Genomic DNA, 16016 nt, shown 5'->3' on the forward strand with positions numbered 1-16016 from the left:
CCTCCTCTCGATGGTTCGGACGGTTGGGCGGGGCGGCGGGTCAGGAATCGGTGTTCATGGCCCGGGTGATGTCGGCGGATGCCTTGGCGGCCTCCTTCGCCGGGTCGCGGCCGGTGAGGACGGCGGCCATGTAGTCCTTGATCGGGTTCTCCGCCTCGACGGCGGCCCAGCCCGGTGTGTTGGGCGTGGCGTGGCCGTTGGCCGCGCCGGCCGCCATCGCGGCGGCGCCCGGGTCACCGGCCACCGCGGAGGCGAGCGTGGTCCGGTTCGGCACGTAGCTCATGGCGACGGCGAGCTTCTTCTGCCAGGTGTCGCCGGTGAGTTCCTTGATGAAGGTGAGCGCGGCCTCCTGCTTGCCGGAAGCCGTGGGGATCACCAGGTCGGAGCCGCCCGTGAAGACGGCGCCCGGAGTGTCCGCGCTCTTGCCGGGAATCGGGAAGAAGCCGAGCTTCCCCTTGAGGTCCGGGTTCTTCTCGATGACGACGTTGGCGCCGCCCGGGGTGGAGACGACCTGGGCGACCTTGCCCTGGGCCATCACATCGGCCTGCGGCGGGTCGTCCTCGTCGGAGTCCTTGGGCCCCTTGCCGAGCGCCTGGAGCTTCTCGTAGAACTCCATCCCGCGCAGCGCCTCCGGGGTGTCCAGGGCGCCCTTCCACGTGCCGCCGGACTCGGTGGCGAGGTCGCCCCCCTCGTCCCAGACGAAGCCGGCCAGGGCGTACCACATCTGGCCGGGCAGGTAGATGCCCTGGGTGCGGCCCTTGTTGAGCTTGCCGGTGGCGGTGATCCACTGGTCGCGCGTCTTGATCGCGGACGCGTCGATGCCCGCCTTCTCGAACAGGTCGGTGCGGTAGACGACCACCCGGTTGGCCGCGTAGTACGGGATGCCGTACTGCCTGCCCTCGTACGCCCCCGGCTCGGCGAGCCCCGGCAGCCAGTCCTTGCCGTTGAGCTCCCCGACCTTGTCGCTGAGGTCGACGAGCCCGCCGCTCTGTGCGAACTGGGCGACCTGGGTGTTGCCGCTCTCGATGACGTCCGGCGCGTCGTTGCTGGCCAGCGCGGCGGTGATCTTCTCGCCGATGCCGTCCCACTCCTGGATCTGGACCCGGACCCTGATGTCGGGGTGCGCGTCCTCGAAGCCCTTGACGAACTCCTTCCGGAACTGCGCCGAGACGCTGTCGCGCATCAGCCAGACGTCGATGCCCGTCCGGCCGTCACCGGACTTCCCGGACGAGTCGTCGGAGGAGCCACAGGCGCTGAGTACGGCGGCCATCAGGAGCACGGACCCACCGGCAAGCAAGCGGTACTTCACGGTTCACCTCTGGAGAACAGGACCTGACCACCTGACCAGTGAAGGCCGCTGGACAGCTCACCTCTTGTTGGTGGATGAAGGTGGCATAGACCAATGGGGCCGTCAACCCCCTTGGTATCAGGGGAATTTGGTGATCTTCGCGAGAATCGACCCGCGAGGTTTGACTCGGCACCGGCTACAATCCACCTGACCACTGGTCCAGTTGGGCTGGCTGGTCCGGCAAGTGGTCAAGGATGTACGCCGTCAGGAGGGGGCAGCACATGGACGCCGACGCATCGGGGACGGTGCTCAAACGGGAGCGGGCCCGGGACGCCGTTCTGGAACTGATCGAGTCGCGGCGGCCGGGCGACGCCATCCCATCGGAGCGGTCCCTGTGCGCCACGCTCGGCGTCTCCCGCCCCACCCTGCGCGCCGCGGTGGACGAGCTCGTCGCGGCCGGACTCCTCGTACGCGAGCACGGCCGGGGCATGTTCGTCGCGCCCGAGAAGATCACCCAGGAGCTGATCTCCGCCGACCTCGCCCTGTCGGTCCCGCAGGCGGCCGGGACCTGGTCGAGCCGGCTGCTGGAGTTCACCACCCTCCAGGCCGGCGCCCGGGTCGGCCGCAAGCTGCGCATGTCACCGGCGGCCGACATCGTGTACGTGGCCCGGCTCCGGCTGGTCGACGGCGCCCCGATGGCCATCGAGCACCTGCACATCAGGGCCGAACTCGTGCCCGGCCTGTCCGCCGAGGAGCTGGAGAGCGGCGACCTGTACGAGCACCTGCGCGAGCGCCACGACGTGCACGTCCACGAAGCGGTCCAGGCGATCGAGCCGACCGTGGTGACCCGCGCCGAGGCCCGCCTGCTGGACGTGCCGGAGCTGTCGCCGGCCCTGCTCTTCGAGCGGCTGACCTCGGACACCACCGGCCGCCCCGTCGAGTACGTGCACTCGCTCTACCGGGGCGACCGCTACCGCATCGTCTCCCGGCTGGCCCTCGGCCCGGCCGCCGCCGTGCAGCCCGTCGAGGGCGGCCACCACCCGGGCATCCCGCCGGGGGACTTCGCCCAGCGCGAGCCGATCACCTCCTCCACGCGCGGCGACATCCAGTCCGGTGACTGACGGCGCCCCGAACCCGCCCGAGAGGCGCCCGGCGTTGCGCCCTGCGCAATGGCCGGTGCGCCTCTTGCGGCGGCCCCGGGGGAGGGCCACTGTGGCTGACACATCCGACGCAACCGACCCCACGAGGTGCCTCGCATGACATCCCCCACCAGCCGCCGCACCCTGCTCGGAGCACTCCTGGCGGGCGGCGCCCTCGCCGCCGCCCCCAGCCTCCCGCGCCCCGCCCACCACCGCCCCGGCCGCCCGCCGCACCCCGCACACCCCGCGACCCGCCGCACCGCCACCCTGTTCCTCGGCACCTACACCTCGACCAGCCCGGGCGGCACCGGCATCGGCGTCGCCTCGTACGACCGGAGCACCGGGAGCATCACCGCCCGCACCGTCGTCACCGGCGTCGAGAACCCCTCCTACCTCGCGCTCCACCCCACGGGCGGCACCCTCTACGCCGTGGACGAGCAGCAGAACGGCGGCGTCACCGCGGTCGCCCTCGCCGACGACGGCACCTTCCGGGTCCTGGGCACCCGGCCCACCGGCGGCGCCGGACCCTGCCACCTCTCCGTCCACCCGGGCGGCCGCTGGCTGTTCAGCGCCAACTACACCTCCGGCAGCGTCGCCGTGCACCCGCTGGCCGCCGACGGATCGGTGGGGGAGCGCACGGACCTGGTCGCCCACAGCTCGCCCGCGCCAGGACCCGGCCAGGACGGGCCGCACGCCCACCAGATCGTCACGGCCCCCGACGGCAACCACGTCCTGGCCGTCGACCTCGGCACCGACACGGTCTACACGTACCGGCTGGACGAGGCGCGAGGCACCCTGGAGCAGCTTTCGTACGCCGCCCTGCGCCCCGGCGCCGGCCCCCGCCACCTCACCTTCCATCCGGACGGCCGCCACGCGTACCTGGCCTGCGAGGTCGACAACACCGCCGTCGTCTGCGGCTACGACCCCGCCACCGGCACCCTCACCCCGGGCGGCCCGCAGTCCACCGGCACGGGCACCGGCACCAGCTACCCCGCCCAGTTCCTCGTCACCTCCGACGGCCGCTTCGCGTACCTCGCCAACCGGGGGCACAACAGCATCACCCGGTACGCGATCGAGGACGGCGGGGCCGCGCTGCGCCTGCTCGACACCGTCCCCGTGGGCGGCGACTTCCCCCGGCACACCGCGTTCTCGCCGGACGGGAGCCTGCTCTTCGCCGCCAACCAGAAGTCCGGCACGGTCACCGCCTTCCGGGTCGACGCGGCCACCGGCGCCCTGGAGCCCGTGGGCACGGCCTTCGCGGAACCGGCCGCGGTCTGCGTGCTGCCGATGTAGGGGGGTGTCGCCGGGGCGTTAGGGTCGTGGCCGAGCCGCGGGTCGCCCCGGCGGTGGAACGCATCAGGGAGGCACAGTGCGCTTGAGAGTGGAGTTCACCACCGAGCCCTTCGATCTCGACGAGGCGCCCGCGCACGCGGTCGTCGCGCGCGAGGTCATCCAGGCCGCCGAGCTGGACGCCGTGGACGTCGGCCCGTTCGGCAACACGGCGGAGGGGGGCGCCGACGAGGTGCTCACGGCGGTGGACGGCCTGCTGCGCCAGGCGCTGGCATCGGGTGCCACCCGGGTCTCGCTCCAGGTCAACGTCATCGGAGAGGACCCGAGGTGACCGGACCGGTGGACCATCCCCTCGTCGCCGCGGTGAAGCCGCTCGCCGACGCCATGGGCGCCGAACTCCTCGGCCCCGGGGACGCGCGCGCCGACGACGTCGTGCTGGCCTGGGAGGGCGAGGACGTCGTGGCGGTCCGGCTGCCGCAGCTGTCGGAGTCGCTGGACCACATCCTGGCCGCGATGGAGCGCCGGCACGGCATGCCGCTCGCCGAGCTGGACCGCAAGGCCAAACAGGAGGCGGTCCGGCTCCTGGAGGCACGCGGTGCCTTCTCCGTACGGCACGGCGTCGAGACGGTGGCGGGGGCCCTGGGGGTTTCCCGGTTCACCGTTTACAACTACCTCAACCGTGAGAACGGCACCAAGGGCGCGTAGTTGGGCGCTCAGGCGCAGGCGGGCGACACAGGATCGATCGGGCCGCCGTCCGGATCACCGGGCGGCCGCCTTCTGCGTGAACGGAATTTCAACAAACTGTTGACGTCGTGTTGCCGAGGGCGTTAGCTATCCGCAGCCCGACCAACGCACAGCGAGGAACAGCCACGGAGGCTCCCGTGACTTCGAGCTCCACGCCGGGCCTCGCCCGGTTCAACACCCTGGCGGACCACGAGGCGGCCGCCGCACTGCACGAGGTCTGTGCCAGTGCGGCATGGGGAAGAGCGATCCTCTCCCGCCGCCCGTACGCCACCACCGAAGCCCTGCTCTCCGCGAGCGACACCGCCACGGCGGCCCTCGGCGCGGAGGACCTGGCCGAGGCCATGGCCGGTCACCCGCCGATCGGCCGCCCGAAGCCCGGGGACCCGACCTCCTCCCGCGAACAGCGGGGGATGGCCGGCGCCACCGAGGAGCTCAAGGCCGAAATGCTCGAACTCAACCTGGCCTACCAGGAGCGGTTCGGACATGTCTTCCTGATCTGCGCCACCGGGGCCACCGGTGAGCAGATGCGCGACGCGGTGAAGTCCCGGATCGGGAACCCGCCCGAGCAGGAGCGGGGGATCGTGCGCACCGAACTGGGCAAGATCAACCGCATCCGGCTCACCCGTCTCGTCACGGAAGACGCGTAGGCCGTGTCCGGCGGTGCATGGCCGGACACGACCTGACAGAAGGAGAGGAAAGGTCTTGAGCACCTTCGCCACCGCATCGGTGTCCACCCACATTCTGGACACCAGCATCGGCCGCCCCGCCGCGGACGTCGCCGTCTCGCTCGCCGCCCGCTCGGGCGGCGACGCGGACTGGGTGGCGCTCGGCGGCTCCGCGACCGATGCGGACGGGCGCTGCAAGGACCTGCCGGCCCTGCCGGAAGGCACCACCCATGTACGGCTCGACTTCGAGACCGAGCCGTACTTCACCGCCAAGAAGCAAGCCGAGGCGCAGCAGGACGCCCCCCGCGTAAGGGACAGCGGCGCGTTCTTCCCGGAGGTGGCGATCACATTCGCCGTCACCCCGGGCGAGCACTACCACGTACCGCTGCTGCTCAACCCGTTCGGCTACTCCGTATACCGAGGGAGCTAGCAGACACATGCCCACGATTCTCGGCCAGAACCAGTACGGCAAAGCAGAGAACCGCGTCGTCAAGATAACGCGGGACGGCGACACCCACCACATCAAGGACCTGAACGTCTCGGTCGCCCTGTCCGGCGAGATGGACGACGTCCACTACTCCGGTTCCAACGCGCACGTGCTGCCCACGGACACCACCAAGAACACGGTGTTCGCCTTCGCCAAGGAACACGGCATCGAATCCGCCGAGCAGTTCGGCATCCACCTCGCCCGCCACTTCGTGACCTCGCAGGAGCCGATCAAGACCGCGCGCATCCGCATCGAGGAGTACGCCTGGGACCGCATAGCCGCCTCCGACGCGAACTCCCGGTTCATCGGGTCCGACGAGGTCAAGCACTCCTTCGTGCGCAGGAACCAGGAGATACGCACCGCCCAGATCACCTTCGACGGTGAGAAGTGGCAGGTCATGTCCGGCCTCAAGGACCTCACCGTGCTGAACTCGACCAACTCCGAGTTCTGGGGCTACGTCAAGGACAAGTACACGACGCTCAAGGAGGCGTACGACCGCATTCTGGCCACCGACGTCTCCGCCCGCTGGCGCTACAACTGGACCAGCGACGAGCAGCGGATGCCGAACTGGGAGAAGTCCTACGAGCAGGCGCGCAAGCACATGCTCCACGCCTTCGCCGAGACGTACTCCCTCTCGCTCCAGCAGACGCTGTACCAGATGGGCTCGCGCATCATCAACAACCGCAGCGAGATCGACGAGATCCGGTTCTCGCTGCCGAACAACCACCACTTCCTCGTGGACCTGGAGCCGTTCGGACTGAAGAACGATACCGCCGACGGTGCAGTCTACTTCGCGGCCGACCGTCCGTACGGACTCATCGAGGCCACCGTGCTGCGCGACGGCGTCGAGTCGCAGATCCCGGTCGACATGACCAACCTCTGACGCGGCGCCGCGCCGGTTCCCGTCCGTCCGCAGCGGACGGGAGCCGGCCGGACCGGAGGGAAAACCCATGGCAACGCCTGCACTTGGTCCCGCGCAAGCAGAAGGCCCCTGTCCCACCCCGCCGGAGCGCGCGGTCCATCCGGTGGACGAGAAGCTCACCCCCTCGCGGCTCCTGCCGGCCGCGCTCCAGCACATCGCCGCCATGTACGCGGGCGTCGTCACCCCTCCGCTGATCATCGGGCAGGCCGTCGGCCTCGACGCCGCGGGCATGACCCGGCTGATCGCCGCGAGCCTGCTGATCGCGGGCTGCGCCACCCTCCTGCAGACCCTCGGCATCGGCGGCCTCGCCGGCAACCGGCTGCCGTTCGTCAACGCGGCCTCCTCCGCCGGCATAGCCCCCATGCTCGCCATCGCCGAGACCAACGCGCCCGGACACCAACTGCCCGCCATCTACGGGGCGGTGCTCGTCGCCGGAGTGTTCTGTCTGGCGGTCGGGCCGTTCTTCGGCAGGCTCCTGCGGTTCTTCCCGCCGCTGGTCACCGGGGTCGTCATCACTCTCATCGGCGTCACCCTGATGCCCGTACCCGTCTCCTGGGCGCAGGGCGGCGACAAGACGGCCGCCGACTTCGGCGCCATGAAGTACCTCGCGCTCGCCGCGTTCACCCTCGTCGTCATCCTGCTGATCCAGCGCTTCGGACGCGGATTCCTGCGTCAAGTGGCTCTGCTCATGGGGCTGTTGACCGGTACGCTGGCCTCCGTGCCGTTCGGGCTCGCCGACTTCACCGCGCTGCGCGACGCCCCGCTCGCGGCGGTGCCCACCCCGTTCGCCTTCGGAGCGCCCGAATTCCGGCCCGCCGCGATCCTCTCGCTGTGCATCGTGATGCTCGTCCTGATGACCGAGTCCTCCGCCGGGATGCCGGCCGTCGGTGAGATCTGCGACCGCCGCACCGACGGCCGCACCCTCACCCGCGGGCTGCGCACCGACGGCCTCGCCACCCTCATCGGCCCCGTCTTCGGCGGCTTCCCCACGAGCGCCTTCGCACAGAACGTGGGCGTGGTCTCGCTGACGAAGGTCCGCAGCCGCTACGTCGTCGCCGCGGCGGGCGCCGCCCTGCTGGTCCTCGGGCTCTTCCCGGTGCTCGGCGCGGTCGTCTCGCTCGTCCCCATGCCCGTACTCGGCGGCGCCGGCATCGTCCTGTTCGGCTCCATCGCCGTCAGCGGCATCCGCACGCTCTCCGAGGCAGGACTCGACGACAGCTCCAACATCATCCTCGTCGCCGTGGCCCTCGGCGCGGGCATCGTCCCGCTCGCCGCGCCCGGCTTCTACGCGGACTTCCCGTCCTGGGCCCAGACCGTCCTGGGCTCCGGAATCAGCGCGGGAGCGCTCGTCGCCGTCCTGCTCAACCTGTTCTTCCACCATCTCGGCACCCACGGCCGCACCGCCGTGGCACTCAAATCCTCCTAGGGTCCTGCCGTGCCCACACCGCAGATGAGAGAAGGAAGCACCATGGCAGCACCGGCAGCCCCCGACCGGGTGGAACGCATCGTCATCGAGAACTGCTCGATCGCGACCGTGGACGCCGCCGACACCGAGTACGCCTCGGGCCACGTCGTCGTCGCAGGCAACCGCATCGAGTCAGTCGGCGCCGGCCGGGCACCCGCGGGCCTGGAGAACGTGGTGCGCCGCATCGACGGCACCGGGCACCTCGTCACGCCCGGCCTGATCAACACGCACCACCACTTCTACCAGTGGATCACCCGGGGCCTGGCCACGGACAACAACCTCTTCGACTGGCTGGTCGCCCTGTACCCGACGTGGGCGCGCGTCGACGAGCCGATGGCCCGCGCCGCCGCGCAGGGCTCGCTCGCCATGATGGCCCTCGGCGGCGTCACCACCGCGATGGACCACCACTACGTCTACCCGAAGGGCTCCGGCGACCTGTCCGGCGCCATCATCGGCGCCGCCCGCGACCTGGGCGTACGGTTCACCCTCGCGCGCGGGTCCATGGACCGCAGCGAGAAGGACGGCGGGCTGCCGCCGGACTTCGCGGTGGAGACCCTGGAGGGCGCGCTCGCCGCCACCGAGGCGACCGTCGACACGTACCACGACACCTCCTTCGACGCGATGACCCAGGTCGCCGTCGCGCCCTGCTCGCCGTTCTCCGTATCGACCGAACTCATGCGCCAGGGCGCCGAACTGGCCCGCCGCAAGGGTGTAAGGCTGCACACGCACGGCTCGGAGACCGTGGAGGAGGAGAAGTTCTGCCACGAGCTGTTCGGCATGGGCCCCACCGACTACTTCGAGTCGACCGGATGGCTCGGTGACGACGTGTGGATGGCGCACTGCGTCCACATGAACGACTCCGACATCGCCGCCTTCGCCCGCACCGGCACCGGCGTCGCCCACTGCCCGTCCTCCAACGCCCGCCTCGCCGCCGGCATCGCCCGCGTCCCGGACATGCTCGCCGCCGGCGTCCCGGTCGGCCTCGGCGTCGACGGCACCGCGTCCAACGAGTCCGGCGAACTCCACACCGAACTGCGCAACGCCCTCCTCATCAACCGCCTCGGCCCGCACCGCGAACGCGCTCTGAACGCCCGTCAGGCCCTGCGCCTGGGCACCTACGGCGGCGCTCAGGTCCTCGGCCGCGCCGCCCAGACCGGCTCCCTGGAGGCCGGCAAGCTCGCCGACCTGGTGCTGTGGAAGCTGGACACCCTCGCCCACGCCTCCATCGCCGACCCGGTCACCGCGCTCGTCTTCGGCGCCGCCGCCCCGGTCACCCTCTCGCTGGTCGACGGCAAGCCGGTCGTCGAGTCCGGCCGCCTGGTCACCGGGGACGAGGACGCCATCGCCCGCGCCACCCGCGACGAGGCCCGCCGCCTCGCGCAGATCGCCGCCGGAGCCTGACGGGCCCGGTGATCCCGGGGGAGCCGGCCACGACCGGTGAAACACCCCCCTGATACCGGCCGGACGAGGGGGACGGCCCTCGGCCCGGCCGCCGCGGACCCGAGCGGGGTCCGCGGCAACCGGTACGGGAGGCGCTGCCCAGACGCACGCGCCTCCCGTACCGGCGCTCAAAGCTGCCGCACCAGCTGCACGACCAGCCCCATCCGCACCACCGCATCACACGGGGCCCGGTCCGGCGGACCGGCCCCGGGACCACCTCCCTGACACCCACGTCACCGCAGACGTGTACCCGACCGGAGGAACCGCTGTGGCAGCCACGCCCAGGTTTCGCAACGACGCATGTGCGACCACCCACCCCGACGGCGAGCCGGTGACGGCCCCGTCCGACCGGAAGCATCCGGTCGACGAAACGCTTCCCCCGCTGAGGATGTTCACCAGCGGCCTCCAGCACGTGGCCGCGATGTACGCGGGCGTGGTGGCCCCGCCCATGATCGTGGGGCCCGCAGTGGGCCTCACCCCGAAGGAGACCGCCTTCCTGATGGGGGCGAGCCTGTTCACCGCGGGCATAGCCACCCTGCTCCAGACGCTCGGTTTCTGGCGCATAGGCGCCCGGCTGCCGTTCGTCAACGGCGTCTCGTTCGCCGGGGTGACCCCGATGGTGGCGATCGGAAAGGACCGGGGGCACGACGGCATCGCCGTCATCTTCGGCGCGATCATCGTCGCGAGCCTCCTCGGCTTCGTCCTCGCCCCCTACTTCTGCAAACTGGTCCGCTTCTTCCCGCCCGTCGTCACCGGCACGGTCATCACCCTGATCGGTGTCTCGCTGCTGCCGGTCGCCTTCAACTGGTCCCAGGGCGGCAACGCCACCGCCCACGACTACGGCTCCACCACCAACATCACGATGGCGGCGGTCACCCTGGTCATCGTGCTGGCCCTGCGCAAGCTCCTGCGCGGCTTCCTCCAGCAGATCGCGATCCTGCTCGGGCTCGTCGCCGGCACCCTCATCGCGATCCCCGTCGGCATCACCGACTTCGGCGCCCTCAAGGAGGCCGACGCCCTCGGCTTCCCCACCCCGTTCCACTTCGGGGCACCGCAGTTCGAGATCGCCGCGATCGTGTCGATGAGCATCGTGATGCTGGTCTGCATGACCGAGTCCACGGCGGACATGCTGGCCCTCGGCAAGATCGTCGGCCGCCCGGCCGACGAGCGGACCATCGAGGGCGGTCTGCGCGCCGACACCCTCGGCAGCGCCGTCAGCCCCCTGTTCAACGGCTTCATGTGCAGCGCGTTCGCCCAGAACATCGGCCTGGTCGCGATGACCAAGGTCCGCAGCCGCTTCGTCGTCGCCGCGGGCGGCGCCATCCTCATCCTGCTCGGCCTGGTCCCGGTGGCCGCCTCCGTCATCGCGCTGGTCCCGCTGCCGGTGCTCGGCGGCGCGGGCGTCGTACTGTTCGGCTCGGTCGCCGCCAGCGGCATCCAGACCCTGGCCGGCGCCGCCCTGGAGAAGGGTGAGAACGCGCTGATCGTCGCGGCGGCGGTCGGCGTCGGGCTGATACCGATCGCGGCCCCGGACTTCTACCACGCCTTCCCGAAGGACCTCCTGGTCGTCCTGGACTCGGGGATCTCGACCGGCTGCGTCGTGGCGATCGTCCTGAACCTGGCCTTCAACCACCTGGGCCGCAAGCCGGAGGCCGAGGCCGGCACCGCGCCCGGCGGCCACGACCCGGTCAAGGCGGTCGAGGTCGCCGCCCACTGACGGCTCGTCGGCGAGGAGGTGGCGCGTACGGTCACGGCCGTACGCGCCACCTCGCGGTTCAGCCGATGTGGAAGCTGTCGCCGTAGACCTGCCAGTCCAGCGGCGGGTCCAGGTTCAGGTTGCCGTTCCTGAGGAACACCCGCTGCGCGGTGTCCACCCGGCTGGTGTCCGAGTGGGCCTCCTCCTGCTCCATGGCCCACACCCGCGCGTCCAGGAAGGCGTCGAGGCAGGCCACCTCGTCGCCGCCCTGCGCCGGAGTCGCCGCCCGCGCCAGGGCCCGCTGCCGGATGGAGCCGAAGCTCGTGCTGTCGCCGCCGTCGCCGTGCATCACGATGGCGTCATAGTAGATGAACTGGCCGAGCGTGCCGAGACCGTCGCTCTTGGCCCGGCCCACGGCCGGGTCGAAGTACACCCGGTCGCGCTCGTCGTCCTGGGCCTGCCGGAACGCCGGGTCCTGGGCGGCCGTCTTCCAGGCGTCGGGGAAGCCCGGGTCCAGGCCGTCGTGCGAGTCGGTGCCGTCCACCTCCCGCAGCGCCGGGAGGTATCCGGCCAGTACGTTGTCCGGCTCGCGCCGCGTGTACAGCTCCACCAGGCCGAGCATGTCGTGGGTGCCGGAGCAGAAGCCGATGACGCCCGCCGTGTAGCCCCGGCCGTCCCCGATGTCCTCGATGTAGCCGTACTGCGCCTTCCAGTCCAGCGTCGAGTTCTCCGCGCTGGACACCAGCTGCATGGCGATGTCCTTCTTCGCGGGATCGTCGAGCCCGGTCACGGCCGCCTCCTGGCGGTGGGCCGCCACGGAGGCGGGAGCGGTGCCTGCGAAGGCGGTGGCGGGCACCGCGGTGAGGGTGAGCCCGAGCGCGACGAGCCCGACACGCAGGGACCAAGTGGCGCGACGTGCGGTGCGCTTGTGGGGAGCGTACACCTGTCCTCCAAGGGAGTTCGTCGTTCCGGGGTGGGGGAACGAGGTTCAGCCGCGGCCGTCGATCACGTAGCTGTCGCCGTAGACCTTCCACCGCAGCGGGGTCTCCAGGCCGAATCTGCCCTCGCGCAGGAAGACCCGCTGGGCCGTCTGGACCCGGCTGGTGTCGCTGTGCGCGGGCTCCTTGCGGAGTGCGGCGACGCGGGCGTCGAGGAACGCGTCGAGATAGGCCCCCTCGTCGCCGCCCTCCGCCGGGGAGTCCGCCTCGGCGAGCGCCCGGCGACGGATCGTGCGAAAGCCGGTGGTGCCCTCCGCGTCGCCGCCTCCATGCATCACATAGGCGTCGTAGTAGATGAACTGCCCCAGCGCGCCGAGACCGTCCGCCTTGCCCTGCTTCACCGCCGGGTCGAAGTAGGACCGGTCCCGCTCGGCGTCCTGCGCGGCCCGGAACCTCGCGTCACCGGCCGCTTCGGCCCAGGCCCGGGTGAACGGCCGGCCGAGCCCGGTGTGCGCGTCGCTCCCCTTCACCTTCCGCAGCGCCGGCAGGAACCGCTCCAGTGCGTTGCCCGGCCGGGACCGCGCGTACCGCTCGACCACGCTGAGCATGTCGCCGGTCCCGGAGCAGAAGCCGATGATGCCCGCCGTGTAACCCCGGCCGTCCCCGATGTCCTCGATGTAGCGGTACTGCGCCTTCCAGTCCAGCGTCGAGTTCTCCGCGCTGGAGACCAGTTGCATGGCGATGTCCTTCTTCACCGGATCGGACAGCCCGGGGCCCGTCGCCCCCTTGCCCGAGGAGCCGGCGGGCCCGGCCTGGGCGCAGCCGGACAGCACGGTGACGGTCATGAGGAGAGCGGCGAGGGAGGCGATCAGGGAGCGCGGGGTGAGCTTCACCGCTTCAGCCTGCCAGGCGGGTGGGATGGAGTCGGCGCATTCGGCGGTAGCGTCGGGGGCATGGATGATCAGTCTGTGGTGGACGTCGGCGATGTGCGGCTGGCGTACCGGACCTGGGGCGACCCGTTCGGCTCGCCCGTCGTACTGCTGCACGGTCTCGGCGCGAGCGCCGCGAGCTGGGAGGCGGCCGGGAGTCTGCTGGGCCGGGAATGGCGGGTGTACGCGATCGACCTGCGCGGCCACGGGGAGAGCGACTGGCCCGACGCCTACGACTTGGACGCGATGCGCGAGGACGTCCTCGGCTTCCTGGACGAGTGCGAGATCGACCGGGCCGGCGTCGTCGGCCACGGCATGGGCGGGGTCGTCGCCCACCTCCTCGCCCAGGAGCACCCGGACCGGGTGGAGCGGCTGGTGCTGGTGGAGACCCCGCCGCCGTTCCCCGGCGCGGCCGGTCCCGCCGCCGCGCCGGACGGGCCGGTCGACTACGACGAGGCCGCGCTCGCGGCCGTGCACGCCCAGCTGGCCGAGCCCGACCCGGCCTGGGCGCAGGGGCTCGGCGAGATCGTCGCCCCCACGCTGCTGCTCGCCGGCGGGCCCGCCAGCACGATGCCGCAGGCCCGGCTCCAGGACATGGCCTCGATGATCCCGGACTGCCACCTCGTCACCCTCGGCGGCGGCCACCGCCCGCACGAGACCGACCCCGAGCAGGTCGCCCAGCGGATCACGGAGTTCTTCACCAGCTGACCGCGCGGCCCGTGGCCGTTCACGCGGACAGGGGTCGGCGAGCGGGCGCCGCGACCCCGCCCCGGCGGGCCGGTACGGCCCGGGTCACGTCCTCCCGGGCGTCCCGGACCCGTCGCTCAGCGCACGACGCGTCCCCGCAGAACGATCCGGCTCGGGTGATCCAGCACCGCCGGATCGGCGGTCGGGTCGCCGGCGTACGCGACGAGGTCGGCCGGTGCGCCGTCGACCAGGCCGGGCAGGCCGAGCCAGGACCGTGCCGTCCAGGACGCCGCGCCGAGCGCCGCCTCGGCGGGCAGCCCGGCCCGTGCCAGCCAGGACGCCTCGCCCGCGACCGTCCCGCAGGGGAACGAGTCGGTGCCGGCCAGCACCGTGACGCCCGCCTCGTGGGCGGCCCGGACATTGTCGAACATGGTGTCCCATCCGGCCAGCCACAGATCCCGGCGCACGCTGGGCTCCCGCGCCCGCATCGCGTCCACGCCCGCCGCGAACACGGCCAGTGTCGGCACGAACGCGGTTCCCTGTGCGGCCATCCGGTCCAGCAGCGCGGGGTCCAGATGCATGCCGTGCTCCAGGCTGTCCGCGCCCGCGAGCACCGCGTTGCGGGTGCCCTCCGCGGTCTGGCAGTGCACCGCCACCCTGCCGCCCGCCGCGTGCACGGCGGCCACCACCTCGGTGAGCAGCGCGAGCGGCACCGCGGGCTCGTCCGCCCGCCAGTCCCCGACGACCTTGCACCAGCCGGACGAGGCCGCCGACTCCTCCAAGGCGGCCCGGACGAGGTCCGCCTCGCTCACGTCCCGGCCGAAGCCGGGGATGAACCTGCCGGGCGTGGCCAGCCACCGCCCCGCCGACGTGACCCGGGGCAGCCCCGGATCTGCGTCCACCCACGCGGGCATCCGTGCGGCCGTGCCCGGCGTGCGCACCGCGAGGACCCCGGCGTCCCGGTGCGCCCGCAGCTGTTCGCGCAGCAGCTTCTCGTCGAAGGGGGTGCCCGGCTCGGTGGCCCCGGGGTGCGTGTGTACGTCGACGAGTCCGGGCAGCAGCCAGCCTCCGTCGACGACGGCCTCGGCGTTCCGGCCGGCGAAGCCGCCCGGCGGCTCGCCCTCCCGCAGCACCTCGCCCTCGACCCAGAACGACCGCTCCTCACGCTCCGGTAGCACCACACCTCGTATGCACAGCATGGGCCGACGGTACGTCAGCCGCCGTCGCCGGTAAGGGGCAGGTGCACACCGGCACATTGCGGAAGGTTCCGCTCCGTCCTCTTGTCGGCGGCCCCCGCCCCGTGCGATACAGGTCTGGACCATTGCTGCCGGATGGAAGGCAAGACCGTGCGATCCCCCCACACACCTGCCGCGTTGGCCTGCTCCGCCGCCCTGCTCCTCGCCGCGCTGACGGCCTGCGGCTCCGAAGACCGGGCGGACACCAAGGCGCCCACCGCGCCGCACGGGGTGACCGCTCAGGCGAGCAGCGCCACCTCCGCGCACGTCATGTGGGAGGCGGCCACGGACGACACGGGCGTCACCGGCTACGAGGTCTACCGCAAGGGCAAGAAGGTCAAGTCCGTCCCGGCGAACCGGGTGATGATCGACATCGACGGGCTGACCGCCTCGACCGCCTACACGTTCACCGTCCGCGCCCGCGACGCGGCCGGCAACCTCTCCGCGCCGAGCGCCGCCGCCTCTGTCACCACCCCCGCCCCGACCCCCGCCGACCACGAGGCCCCGACCCGGCCGGTGAAACTGCGCGGCAAGGCGGACGGCGGCCGGGCCGCGACCCTGTCCTGGGGCGGCTCCACGGACGACGTCGGCGTCACCGCGTACGACATCTACCAGGAGGACTCGCGCATCCACAGCGTGCCCGGCACACAGACCACCGCGCGGCTGACCGGGCTGCGCCCCGGCACGGTCTACACCTTCACCGTCCGGGCCCGCGACGCGGCCGACATCTCGTCGGCCGACAGCAACGCCATCGACGTCACCACCGCCTCCGCCCCCGGCGCCCCCGCCTCGACCGCCCCCACGGACCTGCGGATCACGGCGAAGGCCGAGGGCAAGGAGTACGCCGTCGACCTGGACTGGAAGCAGCCGGAGACGGGCGGCGAGATCCCGGCGTACCAGCTCTACATGAACGGCCGGCTGACCACCACGATCGTCTGGGGAGGCGAGCCGCCCGCCGGCCGTGCGCACTACCGGCTCACCGTCACCGACCCGCGCGGCACCCGGTATTCGATGAAGATCCGCGCCAAGTTGCCGGACGGCAAATGGGGCGACTTCTCGGCGGCGCGCACGGTCGTCCTCGGCGACTGACG

General features: G+C 71.9%; 16 protein-coding genes. 12 read left to right on the forward strand and 4 right to left on the reverse strand.

All coding sequences use genetic code 11. The annotated features are described in order from the left end of the window. Positions 1 to 40 precede the first annotated feature (40 nt). Complete coding sequence (locus E6R18_RS08080) at positions 41 to 1309, reverse strand: extracellular solute-binding protein (RefSeq protein ID WP_136316154.1); 1269 nt, start codon at positions 1307 to 1309, stop codon at positions 41 to 43. A 260-nt stretch (positions 1310 to 1569) separates the two neighbouring features. On the opposite strand from E6R18_RS08080, the gene E6R18_RS08085 reads away from it, so the two are divergent. The 10 genes from E6R18_RS08085 to E6R18_RS08130 all read left to right on the forward strand — a co-directional run bounded on the left by E6R18_RS08085 (position 1570) and on the right by E6R18_RS08130 (position 11157). After that, positions 1570 to 2409, forward strand: a complete 840-nt coding sequence (locus tag E6R18_RS08085; RefSeq protein WP_136316155.1) for a GntR family transcriptional regulator — start codon at positions 1570 to 1572, stop codon at positions 2407 to 2409. A 135-nt stretch (positions 2410 to 2544) separates the two neighbouring features. Next, a complete protein-coding gene (locus E6R18_RS08090) occupies positions 2545 to 3720 on the forward strand; it encodes a lactonase family protein (RefSeq protein WP_136316156.1) in 1176 nt (391 codons plus the stop codon). An 88-nt stretch (positions 3721 to 3808) separates the two neighbouring features. Next, positions 3809 to 4048, forward strand: coding sequence for a hypothetical protein (locus E6R18_RS08095; protein ID WP_136316206.1), 240 nt, complete (start codon positions 3809 to 3811; stop codon positions 4046 to 4048). Beyond that, complete coding sequence (locus tag E6R18_RS08100) at positions 4045 to 4422, forward strand: helix-turn-helix domain-containing protein (protein ID WP_136316157.1); 378 nt, start codon at positions 4045 to 4047, stop codon at positions 4420 to 4422. Before E6R18_RS08095 ends, E6R18_RS08100 begins: the two co-directional genes overlap by 4 nt. A 176-nt stretch (positions 4423 to 4598) precedes the next feature. Beyond that, a complete protein-coding gene (gene uraD / locus E6R18_RS08105; RefSeq protein ID WP_136316158.1) occupies positions 4599 to 5108 on the forward strand; it encodes a 2-oxo-4-hydroxy-4-carboxy-5-ureidoimidazoline decarboxylase in 510 nt (169 codons plus the stop codon). Between the two features lie 55 nt (positions 5109 to 5163). Next, positions 5164 to 5556, forward strand: coding sequence for a hydroxyisourate hydrolase (gene uraH, locus E6R18_RS08110; protein WP_132900977.1), 393 nt, complete (start codon positions 5164 to 5166; stop codon positions 5554 to 5556). Between the two features lie 7 nt (positions 5557 to 5563). Continuing rightward, positions 5564 to 6496: a factor-independent urate hydroxylase gene (gene pucL, locus E6R18_RS08115; RefSeq protein ID WP_136316159.1), complete on the forward strand. Its 933-nt coding sequence runs from the start codon at positions 5564 to 5566 to the stop codon at positions 6494 to 6496. A 67-nt stretch (positions 6497 to 6563) separates the two neighbouring features. After that, complete coding sequence (locus E6R18_RS08120) at positions 6564 to 7961, forward strand: nucleobase:cation symporter-2 family protein (RefSeq protein ID WP_136316160.1); 1398 nt, start codon at positions 6564 to 6566, stop codon at positions 7959 to 7961. A 42-nt stretch (positions 7962 to 8003) separates the two neighbouring features. Next, complete coding sequence (locus E6R18_RS08125; protein ID WP_136316161.1) at positions 8004 to 9401, forward strand: 8-oxoguanine deaminase; 1398 nt, start codon at positions 8004 to 8006, stop codon at positions 9399 to 9401. Positions 9402 to 9771: 370 nt separating this feature from the next. After that, positions 9772 to 11157 carry a nucleobase:cation symporter-2 family protein gene (locus E6R18_RS08130; RefSeq protein WP_168712297.1) on the forward strand — a complete coding sequence of 462 codons (1386 nt, stop codon included), beginning with the start codon at positions 9772 to 9774 and terminating at the stop codon, positions 11155 to 11157. Positions 11158 to 11215: 58 nt separating this feature from the next. Here E6R18_RS08130 and E6R18_RS08135 read toward each other — a convergent pair whose 3' ends face one another. Together E6R18_RS08135 and E6R18_RS08140 are read right to left on the reverse strand one after the other, a co-directional pair. Beyond that, positions 11216 to 12079, reverse strand: a complete 864-nt coding sequence (locus tag E6R18_RS08135) for a chitosanase (protein ID WP_136316162.1) — start codon at positions 12077 to 12079, stop codon at positions 11216 to 11218. A gap of 45 nt (positions 12080 to 12124) precedes the next feature. Next, positions 12125 to 12967: a chitosanase gene (locus tag E6R18_RS08140; protein WP_136316163.1), complete on the reverse strand. Its 843-nt coding sequence runs from the start codon at positions 12965 to 12967 to the stop codon at positions 12125 to 12127. A 60-nt stretch (positions 12968 to 13027) separates the two neighbouring features. Between E6R18_RS08140 and E6R18_RS08145 the strand changes: the two genes are divergently transcribed. After that, complete coding sequence (locus tag E6R18_RS08145; RefSeq protein ID WP_206308236.1) at positions 13028 to 13711, forward strand: alpha/beta hydrolase; 684 nt, start codon at positions 13028 to 13030, stop codon at positions 13709 to 13711. Between the two features lie 116 nt (positions 13712 to 13827). Here E6R18_RS08145 and E6R18_RS08150 read toward each other — a convergent pair whose 3' ends face one another. Then, complete coding sequence (locus E6R18_RS08150; RefSeq protein WP_240799641.1) at positions 13828 to 14889, reverse strand: amidohydrolase family protein; 1062 nt, start codon at positions 14887 to 14889, stop codon at positions 13828 to 13830. Positions 14890 to 15021: 132 nt separating this feature from the next. Here E6R18_RS08150 and E6R18_RS08155 point away from each other — a divergent pair, with 132 nt between their 5' ends. Then, positions 15022 to 16014 carry a fibronectin type III domain-containing protein gene (locus E6R18_RS08155; RefSeq protein ID WP_136316164.1) on the forward strand — a complete coding sequence of 331 codons (993 nt, stop codon included), beginning with the start codon at positions 15022 to 15024 and terminating at the stop codon, positions 16012 to 16014. The last annotated feature ends 2 nt before the right edge of the window (positions 16015 to 16016 follow it).

The organism is Streptomyces sp. A1277 (assembly GCF_004795015.1).
Lineage (GTDB): Bacteria > Actinomycetota > Actinomycetes > Streptomycetales > Streptomycetaceae > Streptomyces.

Excerpts from the sequence above, each read along its gene's own strand:
- E6R18_RS08085 (WP_136316155.1), top strand. The coding sequence starts at position 1,570 with ATGGACGCCGACGCATCGGGGACGGTGCTCAAACGGGAGCGGGCCCGG.
- E6R18_RS08090 (WP_136316156.1), top strand. The coding sequence starts at position 2,545 with ATGACATCCCCCACCAGCCGCCGCACCCTGCTCGGAGCACTCCTGGCG.
- pucL (WP_136316159.1), top strand. The coding sequence starts at position 5,564 with ATGCCCACGATTCTCGGCCAGAACCAGTACGGCAAAGCAGAGAACCGC.
- E6R18_RS08120 (WP_136316160.1), top strand. The coding sequence starts at position 6,564 with ATGGCAACGCCTGCACTTGGTCCCGCGCAAGCAGAAGGCCCCTGTCCC.
- E6R18_RS08125 (WP_136316161.1), top strand. The coding sequence starts at position 8,004 with ATGGCAGCACCGGCAGCCCCCGACCGGGTGGAACGCATCGTCATCGAG.
- E6R18_RS08145 (WP_206308236.1), top strand. The coding sequence starts at position 13,028 with ATGGATGATCAGTCTGTGGTGGACGTCGGCGATGTGCGGCTGGCGTAC.
- E6R18_RS08150 (WP_240799641.1), bottom strand. The coding sequence starts at position 14,889 with ATGCTGTGCATACGAGGTGTGGTGCTACCGGAGCGTGAGGAGCGGTCG.
- E6R18_RS08155 (WP_136316164.1), top strand. The coding sequence starts at position 15,022 with ATGGAAGGCAAGACCGTGCGATCCCCCCACACACCTGCCGCGTTGGCC.